This is a genomic window from Tenericutes bacterium MZ-XQ (assembly GCA_002838205.1).
Classification (GTDB): Bacteria; Bacillota_I; Bacilli_A; order Acholeplasmatales; family Acholeplasmataceae; genus Mariniplasma.
Genome location: CP017950.1, coordinates 1217555 through 1235797, shown reverse-complemented (window position 1 = coordinate 1235797; position 18243 = coordinate 1217555). Strand labels below are relative to the sequence as shown.

The 18243-nt window shown below is 31.9% G+C and carries 20 protein-coding genes; 8 read left to right on the top strand and 12 right to left on the bottom strand.

Features of this window, described 5'->3' with window-relative positions:
* Nucleotides 1-528: a hypothetical protein gene (locus BK011_06080; GenBank protein ID AUD65274.1), complete on the top strand. Its 528-nt coding sequence runs from the start codon at nucleotides 1-3 to the stop codon at nucleotides 526-528.
* A gap of 43 nt (nucleotides 529-571) precedes the next feature.
* Here BK011_06080 and BK011_06075 read toward each other — a convergent pair whose 3' ends face one another.
* Nucleotides 572-1747: a hypothetical protein gene (locus BK011_06075; protein ID AUD65273.1), complete on the bottom strand. Its 1176-nt coding sequence runs from the start codon at nucleotides 1745-1747 to the stop codon at nucleotides 572-574.
* A 1-nt stretch (nucleotide 1748) separates the two neighbouring features.
* Nucleotides 1749-2678, bottom strand: a complete 930-nt coding sequence (locus BK011_06070; protein AUD65272.1) for a hypothetical protein — start codon at nucleotides 2676-2678, stop codon at nucleotides 1749-1751.
* Nucleotides 2679-2772: 94 nt separating this feature from the next.
* On the opposite strand from BK011_06070, the gene BK011_06065 reads away from it, so the two are divergent.
* The 4 genes from BK011_06065 to BK011_06050 all read left to right on the top strand — a co-directional run bounded on the left by BK011_06065 (nucleotide 2773) and on the right by BK011_06050 (nucleotide 4762).
* Nucleotides 2773-3156 carry a hypothetical protein gene (locus BK011_06065; GenBank protein AUD65271.1) on the top strand — a complete coding sequence of 128 codons (384 nt, stop codon included), beginning with the start codon at nucleotides 2773-2775 and terminating at the stop codon, nucleotides 3154-3156.
* 101 nt (nucleotides 3157-3257) lie between these two features.
* Nucleotides 3258-3701, top strand: coding sequence for a hypothetical protein (locus tag BK011_06060; GenBank protein ID AUD65270.1), 444 nt, complete (start codon nucleotides 3258-3260; stop codon nucleotides 3699-3701).
* A gap of 23 nt (nucleotides 3702-3724) precedes the next feature.
* On the top strand, nucleotides 3725-4123 hold the full coding sequence (locus tag BK011_06055; protein AUD65269.1) for a hypothetical protein: 399 nt from the start codon (nucleotides 3725-3727) through the stop codon (nucleotides 4121-4123).
* Between the two features lie 96 nt (nucleotides 4124-4219).
* Nucleotides 4220-4762, top strand: a complete 543-nt coding sequence (locus tag BK011_06050; GenBank protein AUD65268.1) for a hypothetical protein — start codon at nucleotides 4220-4222, stop codon at nucleotides 4760-4762.
* A gap of 61 nt (nucleotides 4763-4823) precedes the next feature.
* Here the strand turns inward: BK011_06050 and BK011_06045 are convergent, their stop codons facing one another.
* From BK011_06045 to BK011_06025, 5 genes are all read right to left on the bottom strand, one after another.
* Nucleotides 4824-6323, bottom strand: a complete 1500-nt coding sequence (locus tag BK011_06045) for a glycerol kinase (protein ID AUD65267.1) — start codon at nucleotides 6321-6323, stop codon at nucleotides 4824-4826.
* 5 nt (nucleotides 6324-6328) lie between these two features.
* On the bottom strand, nucleotides 6329-6682 hold the full coding sequence (locus BK011_06040) for a hypothetical protein (protein ID AUD65266.1): 354 nt from the start codon (nucleotides 6680-6682) through the stop codon (nucleotides 6329-6331).
* A gap of 2 nt (nucleotides 6683-6684) precedes the next feature.
* Entirely contained in the window at nucleotides 6685-7944 is a 1260-nt protein-coding gene (locus tag BK011_06035) for a pyridine nucleotide-disulfide oxidoreductase (GenBank protein AUD65265.1), read from the bottom strand.
* A complete protein-coding gene (locus tag BK011_06030) occupies nucleotides 7941-9380 on the bottom strand; it encodes a hypothetical protein (protein ID AUD65264.1) in 1440 nt (479 codons plus the stop codon). Before BK011_06030 ends, BK011_06035 begins: the two co-directional genes overlap by 4 nt.
* Nucleotides 9381-9467: 87 nt before the next feature.
* Complete coding sequence (locus BK011_06025) at nucleotides 9468-10010, bottom strand: hypothetical protein (GenBank protein AUD65263.1); 543 nt, start codon at nucleotides 10008-10010, stop codon at nucleotides 9468-9470.
* 211 nt (nucleotides 10011-10221) lie between these two features.
* Between BK011_06025 and BK011_06020 the strand changes: the two genes are divergently transcribed.
* Genes BK011_06020 through BK011_06010 form a run of 3 tightly spaced genes read left to right on the top strand, consistent with a single transcriptional unit; the run spans nucleotide 10222 to nucleotide 14232 of the window.
* Nucleotides 10222-11991, top strand: a complete 1770-nt coding sequence (locus BK011_06020; protein ID AUD65262.1) for a hypothetical protein — start codon at nucleotides 10222-10224, stop codon at nucleotides 11989-11991.
* Complete coding sequence (locus BK011_06015; protein AUD65261.1) at nucleotides 11984-13798, top strand: multidrug ABC transporter ATP-binding protein; 1815 nt, start codon at nucleotides 11984-11986, stop codon at nucleotides 13796-13798. Before BK011_06020 ends, BK011_06015 begins: the two co-directional genes overlap by 8 nt.
* Nucleotides 13799-13806: 8 nt before the next feature.
* Nucleotides 13807-14232 (top strand): hypothetical protein, encoded by a 426-nt coding sequence (locus BK011_06010; GenBank protein AUD65260.1) that lies wholly within the window; start codon nucleotides 13807-13809, stop codon nucleotides 14230-14232.
* Between the two features lie 30 nt (nucleotides 14233-14262).
* On the opposite strand, the gene BK011_06005 is transcribed toward BK011_06010, so the two are convergent.
* The 5 genes from BK011_06005 to BK011_05985 form a co-directional block, all read right to left on the bottom strand.
* Entirely contained in the window at nucleotides 14263-14586 is a 324-nt protein-coding gene (locus tag BK011_06005; GenBank protein AUD65259.1) for a hypothetical protein, read from the bottom strand.
* Nucleotides 14579-15847: a hypothetical protein gene (locus tag BK011_06000; GenBank protein AUD65258.1), complete on the bottom strand. Its 1269-nt coding sequence runs from the start codon at nucleotides 15845-15847 to the stop codon at nucleotides 14579-14581. The genes BK011_06005 and BK011_06000 overlap by 8 nt, the downstream gene beginning before the upstream one ends.
* 149 nt (nucleotides 15848-15996) lie before the next feature.
* Nucleotides 15997-16524, bottom strand: a complete 528-nt coding sequence (locus BK011_05995; protein ID AUD65257.1) for a peptidylprolyl isomerase — start codon at nucleotides 16522-16524, stop codon at nucleotides 15997-15999.
* Between the two features lie 15 nt (nucleotides 16525-16539).
* The gene (locus BK011_05990) at nucleotides 16540-17232 is read right to left on the bottom strand and encodes a hypothetical protein (protein AUD65256.1); all 693 of its coding nucleotides are present in this window, start codon (nucleotides 17230-17232) and stop codon (nucleotides 16540-16542) included.
* Between the two features lie 119 nt (nucleotides 17233-17351).
* The gene (locus BK011_05985) at nucleotides 17352-18179 is read right to left on the bottom strand and encodes a hypothetical protein (protein ID AUD65255.1); all 828 of its coding nucleotides are present in this window, start codon (nucleotides 18177-18179) and stop codon (nucleotides 17352-17354) included.
* Nucleotides 18180-18243: the final 64 nt, after the last annotated feature.

The following is an 18243-nucleotide window of genomic DNA, read 5'->3' as shown; positions in this document are numbered from 1 at the left end:
ATGAAAATTATAGAGTTAGATAAAGATCAGTATCAAACATACACTATTGAAGATAAGTATGTTACAAAATATCTTCATATAGTAAAAATAAAAAAATCAAAAGGGATACATGTTTACATAAAGAAAAAAAGGATCTTTCGCAATAAAGAAAGAACCATATCAATGAAACTATTTGAAGATTATGTTGAAAATGCACAAGCATTTGGTATATTTGAAAGAAAAAAATTGATTGCTGTTATTGAAGGTGCATTAGAAACTTGGAATAATACTTATCGCATACTGAACTTATATGTAACAAGAAGACATCGAAAAGAAGGATTTGGTAGTGCACTTTTTGAGCATATGGAGTCAATTGCTAAAACATTAAATGCAAGAGCTATGGTTTTAGAAGTTCAATCATGCAACGACCCAGCAATTAATTTTTATGAAAAACATGGACTTCATTTTGTTGGACTTAACACCATAGCTTATACAAATGAAGATGTGCAAAATAGAGAAGTTCGCTTAGAATATGGAAAAAGACTATAAAAAAATAACCACAGAGATGAAATAATCAGTTCTGTGGTTTTTTCTATTTTACTTTTAGAGTAATGCACTTTAGATATAATGATTCATCAGAACCTAATAAAGCAGGATGATCTTTGCTTTGAATTCTAAAATCTATCATTTGTGTAATCCTTTTTGCGTCATTTGAAGCATCCATTAGCATGTCCAAAAATAATTGTGGTGTCATAAAATGTGAACAAGAACATGAAACCAAATACCCATCCGGATTAATAATTTTTAGTGCCTGTAGATTGATATCCTTATAGCCTTTATAGGCTTTTTTGATATCGTCTCTCTTTTTTGCAAAAGCAGGTGGGTCTAGAATAACTACATCAAATGAATTTTTTTGCTCTTGATATATTCTTAATTCATTAAAGACATCGGCTTTATATGCAATCACTTGATTAAAGTGATTTAGTTCTGCGTTTCTTTTAATCTGATTGACAGCATGCTCAGAGATATCTAAACAAGTTACAGATTTCGCTTGATGATATGCAGCATGCAATCCGAAACCACCTATATGAGAAAAGCAATCCAAAACAGTTTTATTCTTCACATAAGGTTTTAAGGCATTATGGTTTTCTTGTTGATCAAGAAAAGACCCAGTTTTTTGACCATTTTTGATATCGATTTCCATGATTAAATCATTTTCTTTGATTTGAATTAAATCTGGAACAGTACCATAAACAGTATCTTTAAATAATGGAAGACCCTCTTTTTTACGAACTGGAACATCACTGCGCTCATAAATACCTTTCGGATTAAATATTTCTTTCAAGATGTCTATAAACATATCTTTTCTTAAATCAATACCTAACGAAAGAATTTGAATAGAGAGGTATTCAGCATATTTATCTACAATAAATCCAGGAATACCATCGGCTTCACCAAATAGAACTCTATAACTGTTATCAAATCCCATATCTATACGAGCTTGATTTGACTTCTGGATTAAATTTGCAAAGAATCTTTTATCTATGATTTCATTTTCATCACGTGATAGGATGCGAACAAATATCTTAGATGTAGTATTTAAAAAACCTTTACCGATAAAATCGCCTTTTGATGAGTAAACATATGCAATATCACCGCTTTTTATTGGACCTTTTATTTGATCGATTTCATTGCCATAAACCCATGGGTGACCTTGCTCAATTCTAATCTCTTCTTTTGGTTGTAAATATATTTTACAAATATCCATGTTAACTACCTTTTTCTTGTTCTTTTTGATATAAATCTAAGACATAGTTTTTAAACTCAATATGATAATCGCTGTTTATGAGATTTGCAAATTTCTTGACTTTATTTTCATTGCCTTCAAACTCAAGTATATTAAAGCATTTTTTTAAGGAAACCTTGAAATTTTCATCGTCACCTAAAGCATGATATGCTAATGATTTGTAGTAATAAAAGAATTCCATTAAGTAATATGAAAACAATTTAAGATTGCGTTTTATACCTAAATCACAAAACTTAATAACCTGTTCATAGGACTCCAAAATACCTGAATGCTTTGCCAATCTAGCTAAGATTAAAGTGTATACTCGCTCATTTCCTCCACTCAGTATAAGTGACTTATCATTTAAATAGATAGATAACTTATCAATGATTCTATTTTGATCTTCATTTTGCATTACATCTATTAGAAATGTCAAGATTAACATTTCGCTAGTGCTTAGTATACCTTGATCAAGAACTGATGGATAGTTGATAAGTTCTTTATTTATTTCTCTTACCTGTGTAACAGTGATGGCTTTCCTGTAATAATCATTTAATGTAATACTGTGTTTATATAGCAAAAGATTTGACCCTTCGATAATATTATCTGGATTAATCGAGTTAGCTAGATTGAAAAATTCTTTATGTGCATAGTTAACAGCTAAATTATAAAGATTGTTCATGGTCTGTGTTTCATCTAATCGTGCAACTTCAAACTCTCTCAAAATGGTATCAGTTTTTATCCCTAACTTACCTGCTAGCTGAGCCACAACACTAAAAGGGATATCTGACTCTCCTTTAAGATATCTTCGATATTGTTGCAATGATATGACATCATCAACAAAACTGAACTGTGAAATGTGTCTTGCAGAGCGAAGTTGCTCTAAATAAATGCACAAACCATTATTTTTCATCAAAAAATCACCTTTTTCTGCATAATGGGACATATACGCCCTATTCAATATCTAATTTATGACATAAAATGAAGCCAAAAGGGAGGTTCATTATATGAAAAAATTAGTAAAAGTTGTATCTTTAGTAGTTGTTTTGGTTATGGTGTTAGCTTATAGTTTATATTTTAACAGAGGTTCTAATAGAGAAATTAGTTTAGATTTTGAAAATTCAGGATCATTTGAATGGTGTGATGAAGTAGAAATCAAGAATGTCATTGAAAGTATCGTAATGGATTTTGAAAACTCAGGATCATTCGAATGGTGTGATGAAGTAGAAATCAAGAATATCATTGAGAGCACTACTTTAGGATTTGAGAATTCAGGATCATTCGAATGGTGTGATGAAGTAGAGATAAGAGGATTCATTAATAGATTCAGAAGAAATAATGATTTCAAAAACTCTGGATTACCTGAAACGATTGAATTTAGAAGATTTTAATTCACATAAGTTATTATAACATATTTTTATTTAAATTATAGGCTTCATTGTGCAATTTATACAAACAATGGACGGCAGGAAACTGGGCAAGGAGCAGTTATATGATATTTGGAGTTATCTTGATGATTATTACAATTGTACTAACTTTCTATATCTTTTTTAGTGCTGCAAAATTACAAAATCATATCCTTTCTGAAAGTTCATGTGAAACATACAAAAAACAAGAAAAGTTTACAAAAATGTTATCAAATATGACTTTATTGGCTACCATCACTTGGTGGACTTCATATGCGCTAATTAAGTTTGTAATAGAATCATTTGAAGTAATTGATCAGAGATGGCTTCTAAATAGTACGATAAATACTGTCCTCAGTATTATGATCATTCTCATTATGCTTGTTTACCGTAATCATACTTATAAAAAGTTTTTTGAAGATACTGTTGTAAAAGTTTTTTTGTATGAGTACGTCATGATATTCATATTTGGTATCATGTATGCAAGTCTCATTACTTATGTCTTTGAAATCAGTAGTGTACTATTTTAAAAACCCCATGGAGGAATATAACAATGAAAGTTTTCTTTCTTACACAATCAATAAATAGCAAAGCCTTTAATTGGATTCAATATGTTTTTGAAGACCATGCTTTTAAGTCTGAATATCTTTTCTTATTAGAAATAGGTGCATTAATTGGATATATCTTAGGGATAATTTTCATGTTTCTAATGCAGTTTATCCAGTTAGAAAGGATTTCGAAACAAGGCATACATGGTATATATTTACTTATGACAGTAGAATTGTTGATTACTTTTGCTTTCTTAAGTCTAACGATATTTAGTTTATCAATAGAGCTGTTAGCAATTAGTTTTATCATGTATATTTTATTTTCGATCTTCATAGATCGAATGAAAGATCGTTATTTATTTGACGATGATTTTAAACACACACACCCAAAACAAATTCTTTAATATATATAGATGAAGTCAAGCTTCATCTTTTTTTTATGTCTTTAGATTGAGAATTTGATACATTCGTTGTATGATAAAGTAAAGGAGTTGATGATCATGTCATTAAGCGATTTGATTAAAACGAGAGTAAGTCAAAAATCATATTTAACAAAGAAAGTAGACCCATTGGTTTTAGAGGAGATATTAGATGTTAGTGTGTTTGCACCTAATCATAAAATGCGAGAACCATGGAATTTTGTCATTCTTGATGGCGAAAACAAAGACAAATTTAGACAAAAGTACTTAGAGAGACTGCCTAAGGATCAACAAGAAGATGTAGGGAAAAAACTGGACAAAATTTTTGCGGCTCCAACGATTGTTGCTTTTATTATGCCAATCAGCTTGGATTATGATGATGAAATTGAAGATATTCAAGCGAACTCAATGCTTGTTCAAAATTTTTTACTATTAGCCAATGAAAGAGGTCTTTCAACACATGTTAAAACTCCACTTTTCATCAAAACCGATTTGTTTAAGGATGTTTTACAAATCAAAGATAACGAGATTGTGACATGTTTGGTCATGGTTGGATATGCTGATCAAAAAAATGCACCAAAAAGAAGAACACCTGCAAAAGATTTAATTCGTTATTATAAATGAAACTAATAGACAAAAAAAACACATCTTATCATATCACTGATATGAGATGTGTTTTTTCTATTTATTTATGATTAGGTTTAAAAGCTATGGTCGCTTGAACTGCAGTTTGCCATCCTCTGATATTCTTGCTTCTTTTTTCTTCTGACATCTGTGGCTTGAATGTTCTACATAGTTGCCAAGATTTCTTTATTTCATCCAAGTCTTTCCAATATCCAACAGCAAGACCAGCTAAATAAGCTGCACCTAGTGCTGTTGTTTCTGTAACTTTTGGTCGATTGACTTCAATATTGATAATGTCTGACTGAAATTGCATTAAAAAATTATTGATAATTGCTCCACCATCTACTTTAAAAGATTTGATTGGCAATTTTGCATCTTTTTGCATTGCAGTTAATACATCAAGTGATTGATAACATATTGATTCCAAAACAGCTCTAGCAAAATGTTTTTTAGTAGTGCCTCTGGTTAAACCAAACATTGCTCCTTTAACCTCAGAATCCCAGTATGGTGTACCTAAGCCAACAAAAGCTGGAACTATGTAAACACCCTCATTATCTTCAAGTTCATTTGATAATGGTTCTGTTTCTTTAGCATGTTTAATGAGTTCAAGACCATCTCTTAACCACTGAACAGAAGAACCAGCAACAAAAACTGAACCTTCTAAAGCATAAGTGACTTTATCATTTATTTGCCATGCGATAGTAGTTAATAATCCATTTTTGGATTGCACAGGTTTACATCCAGTATTCATAAGCATGAAGCATCCTGTACCATATGTGTTTTTTACTGAACCGTCTTCAAAACAAGTTTGACCAAACAATGCAGATTGTTGATCACCAGCGATTCCACTGATCGGAATTTCTTCTCCATAAAAATGGTAAGGTTTTGTATACCCATATATTTCTGATGAAGGTCTAACTTCGGGTAACATAGAAACTGGGATGTTAAGTTCATTTAAAATATCTTCATCCCATTTGAGCTCGTTGATATTATAAAGCATTGTTCTAGAAGCATTTGTTACGTCTGTTTTATGGACACCACCAGTAAGTTTATATAATAACCAAGAATCAATAGTTCCAAACATCAACTTATTTTGATCTGCAAGTTGTTGTCCATTTGGAATGTGATCTAAGATCCATCTAATTTTTGAGCCTGAAAAATAAGGATCAATGACAAGTCCAGTCTTAGATTTGATCATGCTTTCTAATCCTTTATCTTTTAAAGCATTACAAATGTCTTGTGTTTGTCTTGATTGCCAGACAATGGCATGATAAACAGGATTTCCTGTTTCTCTATCCCAAATAATAGTGGTTTCTCTTTGATTAGTAATACCAATAGATGCAATCTGATTTGCTTTTATATTGGCATCGATTAAAGCTCTCGCAAGTACAGTTAAAACACTGATCCAAATTTCATTTGCATCTTGCTCAACCCAACCTGGTTTTGGGTAGTACTGCTTGATTTCTTCAGCTGCCACTGCAAGTATTTGACTGTTCTTATCAAAAATAATGGCACGTGTAGAAGTTGTCCCCTGATCGATTGCTAAAATATATGAATTCATTACATTTACTCCCTTACAAGTGATTTAGTTGCGATGATGTCGACATCCGTATTTAGAATATGTTTGACAATTACATCTCCTATTTTAACATTTTTTTTGACAGTTATATGATTTAGTTTTTCTAAAGCTTCAAATAACAAAGTTTTTTCAATAGGTTTGTTTGTTTTGACTGATAATCTAGGAAAATCCTTTGAATCTGTTTTTACAGTAGTCGTTAAAATTCTTTTTGGACATATCATTTCTTCAGTTGCATATACTTTTCCTCTTGGACACTTGTTTCCATCAACAACTAAATCTTCATTAATTGTTAAATGACATCCAACTGGACACATGATGCAAATTAATTGTTTATCTTTCATATTTACACCTCTTCAACCATAATTTCTATTGGTAAATCATTGATTAAATCTTCTGGTTTGATTTGTACTTTTTGCATTTCTGCAGGAACTACATACTTCAAAGTTTTCTTCCTAATTACTTGATCACCTTGTTTAATCACTAGCTTTAATACATCATGTTTTTGAGTTGCTCTAAATAATACGTCAAATGGTTCATCAATAAGATGATAATCTACTACTTGAGGAACGACATAACGTATGTGGTGATCAAAACGAATTGGAACTTGTTTTTTATCTATGTCTTTTTGATTTATCACATATGCCTTCGCATATTTTCCAGCTTTTCTACTTTCTATAGTTACATCATCTACTAAATCGTGTACATGAAGGGCATTTCCACAAGCATACAAGCCTTTAACTGAGGTTTCTAATTTTTGATTGACAAGTGCACTTTTTGTGAGTGGATCAGTGTCAATACTTAAAGATTCAAAAAGTTTAACATCAGGGATTAAACCTATAGAAAGAAGTAAAGTGTCAACTTCAAAAGTTTTTTCGGTATTTTCTATAAACTGTCTATTTTCATCGACTTGTTGAATAATGACTTTTTCTAACTTTTCTTTACCAACGACTTCTTTTATAGTATGAGATAGATATAAAGGGATGTCAAAATCATTTAAGCATTGAACAATATTTCTTGTTAATCCGTTTGAATAAGGCATAAGCTCAGCAACACCTAAAACTGTTGCACCTTCAAGTGTCATACGTCTAGCCATGATGAGTCCAATATCTCCACTTCCAAGGATAAAAACTTTTTTACCTACTAAATAACCATCGATATTTAAATATCTTTGTGCAGATCCAGCGGTCATAATCCCTTTTGGTCTATCCCCTGGAATATCAACATGACCTCTTGCACGTTCGTAACAACCAGTCGTTAGAATGACACTTTTAGACTCGATGATAAACTCTCCAGAGGTAATATTGGTAGCTTTGATACTAAAAACTTCATCTTTAGATATATTTAACACGGTTGTGTCGAGTAGATAATCAATCTGTTTTTCCATAACTAAATCAATGAGTTTTTGTGCGTACTCTGGTCCTGTCAATTCTTCCTTAAAAACATGTAAACCAAAGCCATTATGAATGCACTGATTTAAAATGCCTCCAAAGTTTTTTTCACGTTCTATAATGAGTATATCTAATGTGTCATCATAAGCTTCAAGTGCTGCAGATAATCCTGCAGCTCCAGCTCCAATGATTGTAATGTCATATGATTGTTTCATGAGCCCACCTTCGATTCTTTATCAAGTATTTGCGTTTCTTTTTGATCGTAATTTACTTCATGTAAAGGTTTGTGCGTTTCTCTTGCAATAATGCGAAGTACCAATGATTCACAGTATCCACCCTGACATAATCCACTACCAGCTCTTGCTCTTTTTTTGACACCTTTGATGGTATCACTGCCAAGTGGACCATGAATTGCATCTATGATTTCTTGTTCAGTAATATCTTCACATTTACAGATAATTCTTCCGTAAAGTGGTTTATCTTGATGAAGTTCATCTTTTTCTTGTTTGGATAAATCTTTATAAACAATTTTCTTTTGTAAAATTGGATTGAAAGTGTGTTTTACGGGTAGACTAAGTTTAATCACTTCATCAACTAAATATTTAGCAATTGCTGGAGCTGCAGTGATGCCCGGTGAATCAACACCTGCAACATGATAGAACCCTTTTACTGCGTCATCTTCCTGAATATAGAAATCTTCGTAAGTCGAGGTTGATCTCACACCAGCAAACTGTCTAATAATTAAGTGATAAGGTACGTTAATAGCCATATCTTTAATATGTTCTTTAATATAATGTAATCCTTTAAGAGAAGTGCTAATATCATCTTTATCACTGACCCATTCACTTGTTGGACCTAAAAGAATATTGCCATGCACTTGAGGTGTAATGAGAACACCTTTACCTTTTTTAGAAGGCATCGGATATATCACATGTTCCATGTAACCTTTAACACTTTTATCAAGAACGTAATACTCACCTTTACGAGGTTTGATTTGATAAGGAATGTTAGGGTTAATTAATGTTGCAATCTCATCAGTGTAAACACCTGCTGCGTTAATAACATGTTTAGTTTGATATGTTTGATTGTCTTTAGTTTTTATGGTAAACATATGATTTGTATGTGTTATTTCTGTAACTAGAGCATTTCTATGTAATTCGACTCCATTTTTAATCGCATTTTCTAAAGCGAAAAAAGCAACTTCCCAAGGGAAACAAACTTTAGTCGTTGGCAATGATAGTACCTTTTTGATACTTGGATTTAAATTTGGTTCCAGTACTCTTGCTTCTTCAATTGATAAGAACTCCATATCTTTAACTTGATTCAAAAGAGCATTTTCATATAATTTTTTCATATCGTTTACTTCATCTTTATCTTTTGCACAAACAAAAGCCCCAGTGCGTAATAAAGATATGTGAAGTTCTTTTTCAAGATCTTCATAAAGTTTGTTACCTTCAACAGATAATCTTGCTTTTAGAGTTCCGTGTTTTGGATCATGTCCAGAGTGAACAATTGCGCTGTTTGCTCGTGTTTGAACATTAGCCACATCATTTTCCTTTTCTAAAACACAGACCTTTAAGTCATATTTTGATAATTCTCTTGCGATTAAGGAACCAACAATACCTGCTCCTATAATTGTGAAATCATACATAAGAAAGCCTCCTGTAAATATAAAAAGAGAAAAAAATGATATACATCAGTTTTCTCTCTCTTTTTTCTCTATTTTTTGATTAACATGTTATATCCATAATTCTGGATTTGATACGGTTACTGCGATTGCACCTGATTTTAAGCATCTATTAATTTGATTCTTATCATAAATGAGACCACCCATGAGTATTTCTGAATGAACCTGGTCTTTGATTGAACCAATCATATCTGTACACGATGCAGGTAATATTTCGATGTACTCAGGATTTAGTTTTTGGGCAATATTGATGCTTTGCTCTAAAGCAGTAGAATCTTTTAAGAAAAATCGGAATATGCCTGTGACATTTCTTTTTTTGCAAACCTCAATGACTTTTGGTTTGCTTGAGATGATCCCATCAACATTCAATGCTTGAATCAAATAGATTGCACCGTATTCATCACTGGATAATCCTTTGATAAGTTCAGAATGAATAAGAACTTTTTTATGGCTGTTTTTTAATGCTTTAACCAAATCTGGAAGTTGAGCAAGTTGGAAATTCATTAAAATACCATAAGTATAAGAAGAATCTATAAATTTTTTTAATGCCTGGTGATTACTAATTGCTGGTATGATACGTTGATCTATTGGCATGATACATCCTCTCCTTAAAAAAATATGCAAAGTAAAATAGAATCTCTATTTATAACTTTGCTCTCATCTCTTAATTTCTTAACTTATACTCTTATTATAAACTTTATTACTGCTATAGTCAAGATAATATATGAAAGTAATTAAGTAAAATTGTTGACAAATCAACAAAAAAATAGATAATAGATTATGAACTATAAAAATGAGGTGGAGTATGCTAAAAATATTTAAGTTTTTGAAATGGTATCATTATGTCTTCATTCTACTGATATTATTTTTTATCTATATTCAAGTCATGCTTGATTTGATGCTACCAGAATATATGGGTAATATCATTGGTTTTATTGGTAATGCATACCAAACAGGAGAAAGTCAAACAAGTTTAATTTTAAATGAAGGATTATGGATGTTACTTGTAACATTAGGTAGTATTATATCAACTGTTATAGCAAGTTACTTTGCTGCACGTGTTGGTACTCGAGCTGCAAACATCACTAGAAAGAAGTTGTTTGAACATGTGCAAGGTTTTTCATTAGAAGAAGTTAATGAGTTTTCTACACCTTCTTTGATTACACGTTCAACCAATGATATTCAACAAGTTCAAAACGCTTTAATTATTATGCTTAGACTTATCTTTAGAGCACCAATTATGGCGATTGCTACCATTTTGAAAGTCACAAGTTTAAACATTACAATGACTATGGTTATTATTGGTGGTGTTGTCGCAATCATTATGATGGTGACTGTGATCTTTGTGATTGTAGGACCAAAATTTAATCAACTCCAAGAACGTACAGATGATTTAAATGAAGTCACAAGAGAAACTTTAACAGGTCTAAGAGTTATTCGTTCACATAATGCTCAGGACATTCAACAAGAAAAATTCGAAGGTGTAAATACAAGACTTACGAAAACACATGTGTTTGTTAATACTGCTATGAGTTTTTTAAATCCTGGGATGACACTTGTTTTTAATGGACTGAACTTGGCACTTATTGTTGTTGGGGCAACACTAATCAGTCAAAACCTATTAGGATCAACACCTATTGAAGGTTTAGCCATTCAAATTGAGTTTATCTCTTATGGCATGATGATCATGATGAGCTTCATGATGCTTATTATGATGTTTATCTTCTTACCAAGAGCATTTGTATCTGCAAGAAGAATCATGAAAGTTATTGAAACGCCTTATAAGATTGATAACACGCTTGCAAGTGAGTTTGAAGTTCCAACTGATATAGATATTGAATTTAAAAATGTATGCTTTAAATATCCAAATGCTGAAGAGTGTGTGATTAAAAACATTAGCTTTAAAGCCAAAAAAGGTGAAACATTGGCATTTATTGGATCAACAGGATCTGGTAAATCTACCATCATTCAGTTGCTTTTAAGATTCTATGATGTCACTGAAGGTGAGATTTTAATCAATGGTACTAATATTAAAAACTATGCCTTAGATACCCTATATCAAATGATGGGTTATGTACCTCAAAAAGGATTGTTGTTTTCGGGAACTATTCGTGAGAATATGATGATTGGAAATAAAAATGCAACTGATGAAGATATCTTATATGCATTAGAAATCGCACAAATTAAAGACTTTGTAGATGCAAACGAGCAAGGTCTGGATTATCAAATTGACCAGGCCGGTAAGAATGTTTCAGGTGGACAAAAGCAAAGACTTTCCATTGCTAGAGCATTAGTCAAGCAACCGAAAATATTCATATTTGATGATTCATTTAGTGCATTAGACTATAAAACAGACAAACTTTTAAGATCTAATTTAAAATCTCAAGTTAAAGATGCACTTAATGTCATTGTAGGACAAAGAATTGGTACGATTATGGATGCAAATCAGATTATTGTTCTAGATCAAGGAGATATTGTCGGACAAGGTACACATCAAGATTTACTTTCATCATGTAAAGCATATCAAGAAATTGCATATGCACAACTATCTAAGGAGGAACTTGCAAATGGCTAAAGAAAGATCGCAACAAAGACCAACGCATGGTCCTGGACGCATGATGGGCGTAGGCCAAAAACCTAAATCCATGAAAAAAGCATTTAAATTACTCCTTAAATACTTAGCACCATATAAAATTATATTTATTATAGTAATCACATTTGCTTCATTATCTGCTGTTTTCAATATTTTAGGTCCTCGTTTGTTAGGACAAATCACTAATGAAGTACAATTAGGTATATTTAATACAACAGGTATTAATTTTGATCGTATTTATGAAATTGTATTTATTTTAATTACTTTGTACGCATTAAGTTATGTTTTTAACTTATTGCAAGGCATCATTGTTACCCGCACCACTCAAAAAATCACCAAAAAAATGAGAAGCGATTTGTTTGATAAGATGGATAAAGTGCCATTGAAATACTTTGATCAAACGTCTTACGGTGATACTCTAAGTCGAATGAGTAATGATATTGATTTAATCAGTCAAGCTGTTAATTCATCAATCACACAAATATTTACATCAGTTACACTGCTTATTGGTATTTTGGTTATGATGATTATTGTTTCATGGCAACTTGCATTAGTCGCTTTAATTTCATTACCTTTATCAAGTTTTATCATGAGATTTATTATGAAAAAATCACAAAAATACTTTAGGAAGCAACAAAAAACATTAGGCCAACTCAATGGACATATTGAAGAAGCATTTACAGGACAACAAATTCTTAGAGCCTATCAAGCAGAAGATAAATTCTTAAATGTTTTTGAACAACATAATGATGACTTATATGAATCAGCATGGAAGAGTCAATTCTTTTCAGGGTTAATGTTTCCAATTATGAATTTTGTCGGAAATTTAAGCTATATGCTCATTGCAGTCTTTGGTGGTTTATTAGCCGTAAGAAGAACGATTCTTATTGGTGACATCCAAAGTATGCTTCAATATGTTAGAAACTTTAATCAACCATTAGGAAGTATTGCTCAAAGTTTAACACAATTTCAATCAGCACTAGCTGCGACTGAACGTGTATTCGAATTTTTAAATCTTGAAGAAATGAAGCCGGAAGATAAGACAGTTCTACTCAAAAATGTTAAAGGACATGTATCATTTAAAAATGTTAAGTTTGGCTATGAACCTGATAAAGAAATCATTCATGGTTTTAGTTTGGACGTGAAACCTGGTCAGAAAGTTGCTATTGTAGGGCCTACTGGAGCAGGAAAAACGACACTTGTGAACTTACTCATGAAATTCTATGAAGTCAACGAAGGACATATAGAAATCGATGGCATATCGACCAAAGATATGACAAGATATGAAGTACATAAACTATTTAGTATGGTTTTACAAGATACATGGTTATTTCATGGGACAGTCAAAGATAATTTAAAATACGGACACCCAGATGCAACTGATGAGCAAATCATTAGTGCTGCAAAAACTGCAAATGTTCATCATTTTATCAAATCATTATCATTTGGCTATGATCATGAACTCAAAGAAAACAGTTCGATCTCACAAGGGCAACAACAATTGCTTACCATCGCTAGAGCAATGGTTACAGATGCACCTATGCTTATTCTAGATGAAGCGACATCAAGCGTTGACGTGAGAACAGAAATGCTGATTCAAGAAGCTATGGACCGCTTAATGAAGGGTAGAACAACTTTTGTGATTGCCCATCGTTTATCAACCATTAAAAATGCTGATGTGATTTTAGTGCTCAACAACGGTGACATTATTGAAATGGGAACACATCAAGATTTACTTGAAAAACAAGGCTTCTATGCTGACTTATATAACAGTCAGTTTGATATGTAGGTGTTCTTATGGAAGAAAAGTTAGCGATACTACCAGTTTTCTTGCATGTCATAAAAAAGAAAATTATGGATGAGCATTTAAGATTTTTTGAATCTCAAGGACTATCTAAACAACATATTCCATATATGATGTTGTTATCGAATCATAAAAATGGATTATTACAAACTGAGATTATTGATATTGTAAAACACGATAAAGCACATGCCTCAAGAGCACTCAACGACCTGCTTAATCTTGGTTATGCTGTTAAAGACAATGAGAAAGGTTACAAAAACAAATATCATTTAACTGATGTTGGCTTTCATATCGCTGTAGAAGTCAAGCATAAAAATGATGATATATTAAATGATATATTCTCTGTCATCTCAGATGATGAAAAAAAGATGCTAGAAAAAATATTAAAAAAAGTTGTATCACATATTGATAAAGTATAACGAAAAGGGACAATCCTAAAATTGTCCCTTTTAAAATATAATATTTAAGATGGCATTACTATCGATTTTTTCAAATGTAGATAAAATGATTTTTTTGTGAATAAAATCGAGTTTTTTAATCGAACCGTAACTTGTCTTTATGTAGCCATCATAGAAGTATTCGAGTTCAATATCGATTTTGTGATGAAATGCAAAATGAAGCTTGCGATTCAATTCTTCGTACTGATCATCACTTAAAACAGGCTTATGTTTTTTACCTAATTTGTATCTAAGTTCATTGAGCAATGTTGAATAGCCTACAAGTGCATCAAATGGAGCCCACTTTATGATACCACGGTCAACGTATTTATGCATGGTGACCTCCAATCATTTTATTTCTAGCTTTTGCAGTTGATGAATCAAGCTCAGTTGAAGCTCTATTGATAACATTTCTGCCATATTTGAACTTCATTTCATCAACAGTTTGAAATAAGTTGTGCTCTTTGAGTAATCGTTCAGGATCTTCGAACAATGAAAACTGATAGACATGAGCTTTTTGAAGCTGTGATGCACTGACGTGCACACGTCTAATCGGCTCACCTTTATCGTAGTGTTTATGAAATAACATTAAACATGTTTCGTAAATTGTTTTTTCAGAAGAAGTGGGTTGATCTAAGGTAATTTGTCTAGAAAAGCCACCACCAACTTCCTTACTATAAGCGATACCTAAATGGATGGTTTTTGCAACTTTATGAGAAAGTCTAAGCCTTCTAGAAATATCATCGACCATTTCTAGTATGATTTGAAAAACATCAGGAACATAGTAATCAGAGAAAAGTGTTTGCCCAATACCATAACTCTTACTTTTTGATCTTACGTTTTGCTTTTGTTGAATCATACTCATATCAATACCGTGTGTATGATAATAAAGTTCTTCACCCAAGATACCAAATTGTCTTTTAAGCTCTAGTATATTGTAATGCGCAATATCTCCGATTTTAACTAGACCGAGTTTGTTCAACCGTTTTTGCATGTTATATCCTATGCCCCACATTTCACTTAATGGTTCGATTGGCCATAGTTTTTCTTTGATATCATCGTACGTCCACTTTGCAATAAAATCAGGGGCTTTCTTAGACTCAATATCAAGAGCAAGTTTAGAAATCAACATATTTGGACCAATGCCAACGGTTGCAAATAGTTTGGTTTCCTCATAAATCGTTTCTAAGATTTTTTTAGCAAGTTCTACATCAGTCATTTGATAGTAACTTAAGTATTCAGTGACATCTAAAAAAGCTTCATCAACCGAGTAAACATACAAATCTTCTTCGGAAATAAATTTTAAATAAACCTCAATAATCTTTGCGGAATACTCAAGATAAAGGCTCATTCTCGGCTTAGCTACAATCATATCAATGTTCTCAGGGAGCTCATAAAATCTAAGTCTACTAGGAATACCTAGACTTTTAAGATAAGGAGATACAGCTAGCACAATAGAACCACCACCGCGTCCTGCATCAGCGACCACTAAAGGTGTTTTAAAGGGATCAAGTTGTCTTACAGCACATTCAACAGACGCATAGAAACTTTTTAAATCTATGCATAAAATATGCCGATGTAATTTGTATTCGTCCATTGTCTCACCTACCTTGTGCACCTATTATATCAAGTATTTTTTTAAATGAAAGAGGTGGAAGGTATGATTTTACATGAAAGTGTTCTCAGAAAAATATTACATTTATTTACATTCTAAAAAGAAAAAAACACAAGATGATTTCTTGTGTTTTATAGGTATAATTCAGGTTTCGGATAGACTTTATTTTTAAGATCAACAGTGATGCTTTCAATCACAATATCATCATATGGTCTATCTCTGATATCTCTTGGCTGACTAACAATTTTATCAACAACTTCAATACCTTCAGTCACACCACCAAAAGATGCATAAGATCCATCTAAATGTGGCGCAGCTTTATGCATAATGAAGAACTGAGAAGTTGCGGAATTTGGATCATTGGTTCTAGCCATAGATATGACGCCTCGTGTGTGTTTAAGTGGGTTTTGGTGACCATTGATGTCAAACTCACCGATAATTGTCTTGATAGGCGTACCGCCACCACCTTGAATCATAAACTCAGGTATAATTCTATGAAAAATGAGTCCGTCATAGTATTTTTTCTGGATGAGAGAGATAAAATTATAAACGGTGTTGGGTGCCACTTGAGAAAATAGCTCTAATTTGATTGTCCCAAAATTCTTGACTTTAATCGTTACTACAGGATTATCATGACTTAAATAATTTTGATAATGCATATCAATGCCTCGCTTTCAAATTTTTTTGAATATTAAATAAACGTGAGATTCATCGTATGAATAAGGTGAAAAATCAGGTCCACTATAAATCTCAACTTCAAAGCCGTGTTGTCTTCCTAAATCCATTAAATATGTATGTGAATAAGGATATAGCTTAGTTTCACCAAGTTCAAATACATCATCGTTTTCAAAAAGTACGGTTTGAAACATGATGTAATCATTATAATAGGTGTATTTCCGATGAAGTAGTATCTCATCATCTGATAAATCTGGTAACCCATCGGGTTTTTCTTTCAAAATTCGAAAATAATTCAAACATTGAACGATAAAAAACTTATGTTTATGAAGAACCAAGTGAACGTGAATAAAAAGATTATTTAAATCTCTTTCATCCAAATGAACAATTGTATTACCAAAACAAGTAATTAAATCATAGGTCTCAGTAGGGGTTTTAACATAATCAATCATGTCTTCAGTAGAAAAAGAAAGTGTTGGATACTTTTTGGATGCTTTCTGAATCATGAAAGGATCTAAGTCAATGCCTTTGACATGCATACCAAGTGTAGAAATAAGATGAGTCAAGCGACCAGTACCACAGCCTAAATCTAGGGCTTCACCTTTTTTAGTTGCATAGGGAAAAAGAAATGCTTTAAATGAAGGATTGAATTTAAATAACCGATCATAATATTTACTAAGTAAATCATACATAAAACTCACCTTTTAAAAAAACAGCTACACGACACATGTAGCTGTAATTTGATGAATATTTGTGTCATCACCTTAATTGTATTCTATCATTTATTATAATAAATATAAAGCGATAAACGTTAAGATGATACTTTAACTGTAAATGCATATTCAAAATCAGGTAATTTAATATTCACAAAATCATTCGAAACCTTAAATTTGAAACCTAATTCTTCTAAACCTTTAACAAAATGAGATAATGCAATACCCATATCAATCGCTTGAACATCAAATTCTAAAGATTCACCATACGCTGGTGTTCTTTCTAAATAAAAGTGAACATCGTGACCTTTGACAATAACGCGCCATGGTTGTTTATTATCAGCAGATGGTGCAAGTCTAACATAATTTAATGCTTTTGCATATGCATGTGTTTCATCAAGAGGTGTATCAAAATCATTATTAAAGAATAATTGATCAAAAGGTTCTCTGCGATCAGCATGGACATGTTCTCTTACTTCATCTTCCTTTAACGAGTGATGATCTTTGTCTTCATAACCTACAGGTGTTATCGTAGGAACAATCTCATGTTCTTTTTGCATGAAATCAAAAGTATGTCTATCAAAGGTGCCTCCAATCCATACAGTGCCAAGTTTTTGTTCAGTTAAATCAAGGATCATATTTTCAAATATAAATCCATAATCAACCATGCCATAGAATGAGTTATCAACACATCCAGCAATAAAACTTGGTGGATTAGTAATAAATCCATAAGTACCAATTTTAGCTTTTTTCTCTGCATCCACAAATGGTTTTTCAAAAAAATCTAACTTAACTTCATGACCAAAAAATCCTTTAGTTTCATTATGTTTTTTTACGATTTGCTTTACAGCCTTTAAATCTTTTTCAGATAAATCCTTCTTTAAATAAGTTCTAACAGACTTTCTTTCTTTAATCACATTTAACATAAATGACCTCCCATTTCCTAAACATTATGCTTATATGGTTTATCTTTATTATAGAATGTTAAAA

Excerpts from the sequence above, each read along its gene's own strand:
- BK011_06080 (AUD65274.1), top strand. The coding sequence starts at position 1 with ATGAAAATTATAGAGTTAGATAAAGATCAGTATCAAACATACACTATT.
- BK011_06075 (AUD65273.1), bottom strand. The coding sequence starts at position 1,747 with ATGGATATTTGTAAAATATATTTACAACCAAAAGAAGAGATTAGAATT.
- BK011_06070 (AUD65272.1), bottom strand. The coding sequence starts at position 2,678 with ATGAAAAATAATGGTTTGTGCATTTATTTAGAGCAACTTCGCTCTGCA.
- BK011_06065 (AUD65271.1), top strand. The coding sequence starts at position 2,773 with ATGAAAAAATTAGTAAAAGTTGTATCTTTAGTAGTTGTTTTGGTTATG.
- BK011_06060 (AUD65270.1), top strand. The coding sequence starts at position 3,258 with ATGATATTTGGAGTTATCTTGATGATTATTACAATTGTACTAACTTTC.
- BK011_06055 (AUD65269.1), top strand. The coding sequence starts at position 3,725 with ATGAAAGTTTTCTTTCTTACACAATCAATAAATAGCAAAGCCTTTAAT.
- BK011_06050 (AUD65268.1), top strand. The coding sequence starts at position 4,220 with ATGTCATTAAGCGATTTGATTAAAACGAGAGTAAGTCAAAAATCATAT.
- BK011_06045 (AUD65267.1), bottom strand. The coding sequence starts at position 6,323 with ATGAATTCATATATTTTAGCAATCGATCAGGGGACAACTTCTACACGT.
- BK011_06040 (AUD65266.1), bottom strand. The coding sequence starts at position 6,682 with ATGAAAGATAAACAATTAATTTGCATCATGTGTCCAGTTGGATGTCAT.
- BK011_06035 (AUD65265.1), bottom strand. The coding sequence starts at position 7,944 with ATGAAACAATCATATGACATTACAATCATTGGAGCTGGAGCTGCAGGA.
- BK011_06030 (AUD65264.1), bottom strand. The coding sequence starts at position 9,380 with ATGTATGATTTCACAATTATAGGAGCAGGTATTGTTGGTTCCTTAATC.
- BK011_06025 (AUD65263.1), bottom strand. The coding sequence starts at position 10,010 with ATGCCAATAGATCAACGTATCATACCAGCAATTAGTAATCACCAGGCA.
- BK011_06020 (AUD65262.1), top strand. The coding sequence starts at position 10,222 with ATGCTAAAAATATTTAAGTTTTTGAAATGGTATCATTATGTCTTCATT.
- BK011_06015 (AUD65261.1), top strand. The coding sequence starts at position 11,984 with ATGGCTAAAGAAAGATCGCAACAAAGACCAACGCATGGTCCTGGACGC.
- BK011_06010 (AUD65260.1), top strand. The coding sequence starts at position 13,807 with ATGGAAGAAAAGTTAGCGATACTACCAGTTTTCTTGCATGTCATAAAA.
- BK011_06005 (AUD65259.1), bottom strand. The coding sequence starts at position 14,586 with ATGCATAAATACGTTGACCGTGGTATCATAAAGTGGGCTCCATTTGAT.
- BK011_06000 (AUD65258.1), bottom strand. The coding sequence starts at position 15,847 with ATGGACGAATACAAATTACATCGGCATATTTTATGCATAGATTTAAAA.
- BK011_05995 (AUD65257.1), bottom strand. The coding sequence starts at position 16,524 with ATGCATTATCAAAATTATTTAAGTCATGATAATCCTGTAGTAACGATT.
- BK011_05990 (AUD65256.1), bottom strand. The coding sequence starts at position 17,232 with ATGTATGATTTACTTAGTAAATATTATGATCGGTTATTTAAATTCAAT.
- BK011_05985 (AUD65255.1), bottom strand. The coding sequence starts at position 18,179 with ATGTTAAATGTGATTAAAGAAAGAAAGTCTGTTAGAACTTATTTAAAG.